This window comes from Streptomyces sp. NPDC002130 (assembly GCF_040296465.1).
Taxonomy (GTDB): domain Bacteria; phylum Actinomycetota; class Actinomycetes; order Streptomycetales; family Streptomycetaceae; genus Streptomyces.
The window spans coordinates 1-2,011 of record NZ_JBEOXI010000625.1 but is presented as its reverse complement, the minus strand read 5'-3'; the positions used below and the strand labels follow the sequence as shown (position 1 = coordinate 2,011).

Here is a 2,011-nt window from a genome sequence, read left to right as displayed (position 1 = left end):
GGCGGCGTGACGGTGGACCGTCGCCGCAGGGGGAAGACGGAGCGGGCGCCGCAGGGGGGAAGCGGCACCTCAAGGGGAGGGAGATCAGGAGGTGGTCGTAGGCCATCGACTGGGCTTTGATCGCGACGTCTGCGCGAAGTCCGTTGGCGCGGGCGAATTCTTCGGTGCAGATGATCGCTGCCGCGGCGCCACACGTGGGTGGGCAGGCCTGATACCGCGTGACGGGTCCGAAGAGTGTCGGCGCTGCCATCACTTCGTCTTCGGTGAGTTGTGTGCGGAACACCGAGTACGGGTTGCCGGCCGAGTGCTTGCGTGCCTTGACCTGAACCTTGGCGAACGTTTCGGCCTTCATGCCGAACTTCTCCATGTATTCCATACCCGCTACACCGAAGTACTGCGCAGCCCGCGGAACTGATGCGTCGATCCCGGCGGCAGCCTCGAGAACCTCGTCGAAGCGACCGAGCGGCCGCGGGCGGTCAGTCCAGGCACCCTTGAGGGCTCCGGGCTGCATCTGCTCGAAGCCGAGCGCCAGAGCACATTCCACCGCGCCGCTCTCGACTGCCTGTCGAGCCAGCCAGAGCGCAGTCGAGCCGGTGGCGCAGTTGTTGTTGACGTTGAAGATCGGAATGCCGGTCAGACCGGTCTCGTAGAGAGCTCGCTGTCCTGCTGTCGACGCATTGAACACGTAACCGACTGCAGCGCGCTGGATCTGGTCGTAGCCGATCCCGGCATCGGCCAGGGCATTCGAGACGGCTTCGGTCACCATGTCCGGGTATTCCCAGTCGCGGGTCTCGATCTTCTCGAACTTGGTCATGCCCACGCCGATGACGAAGGTGCGATTGCTCATGTGCAGGTCACTTTCCCGGTTCAGGGTCGCGAGGCAGACCCAGGATTCGCTCACCGATGATGTTGAGCTGAACATTGGTTGTACCACCCGCGATGGACATGCACTGCGAGTTCAAGAACATCTGGGTTGCAGACATCCGATGCTGGTCGCCCAGAAGTGAACTCGGCCCGGCCCACTCCATTGCCACATCCCAGACCTGCTGGATGTGCTCGACACCGATCAACTTTGCCACCGAGGACTCGGCGCCCGGCTGCGCGCCGGTGAGCGAGCGCAGCGTGGTGCGCAGACCGAGCAGACCGCCGGATTGCGCGTCGCACAGCACCTTTCCGAGAACGGTCAACTGCTCGTCGTCGATGCCACCGGGCAGTCCGTCGACCAGGCTCAGAAGAGCCTCGCCACCCGATCCGAGAGACGAGTCGTTGGACAACGAGACACGCTCGTTGGCCAGCGTGGTGCGAGCGAGCTTCCAGCCGTCGCCTGGCTCGCCGACCAGGCACTCGTCAGGAACGAAGACGTCGTCGAAGAAGACTTCGTTGAACAGTGCTTCACCGGTGATCTCGCGCAGCGGACGAATGTCGAGGCCACTGTTCTTGATGTCGATGAGGAAGTAGGACAGGCCCTTGTGCTTGGGTGCGTCAGCGTCGGTGCGCGCGAGGCAGATTCCCCAGTGCGCGTCGCGTGCCATCGACGTCCACACCTTCTGGCCCTGCAACTTCCAGCCACCGTCGACCTTGGTGGCCTTGGTACTCAGGGCCGCGAGGTCGGAACCTGCGCCGGGCTCGGAGAAGAGCTGGCACCAGACTATGTCGCCGCGCAGTGACGGCGGGACGAACTTGGCAAGCTGCTCTTCGTTGCCGTGCGCGATGAGCGTCGGGATGACCCAGTTGCCGATGATCATGTCGTGCGGCTTGATCTTCGCAGCGCGCAGTTCTTCGGCGATGACCAGCTGGCTGACGGCATCGGCGGACTTGCCCCACGGAGCCGTGAAGTGCGGTGCGGTGTAGCCCTTTTCCGCGAGATACGTCTTCTGTGCGGCGCCTTCGAGTTCGAGAGCAGGAGCAAGTTCAGCGCGAACGTCGGCGCGGATCGCCTCTGCCTCCGGCGGCAACTCGATGCTGAGCACGCGACGGGCGCCGGCAATGGTCAGCTCCGCAACACGACGAC

Annotated in this window: 2 protein-coding genes; both read right to left on the bottom strand. The window is 64.0% G+C overall.

The window, feature by feature from the left end; genetic code table 11:
• A partial coding sequence (locus ABT116_RS43675; protein ID WP_502984054.1) for a thiolase family protein occupies nucleotides 1-847 on the bottom strand: 847 nt, incomplete at its 3' end.
• Between the two features lie 7 nt (nucleotides 848-854).
• A partial coding sequence (locus ABT116_RS43670; protein WP_351646357.1) for an acyl-CoA dehydrogenase family protein occupies nucleotides 855-2,011 on the bottom strand: 1,157 nt, incomplete at its 5' end.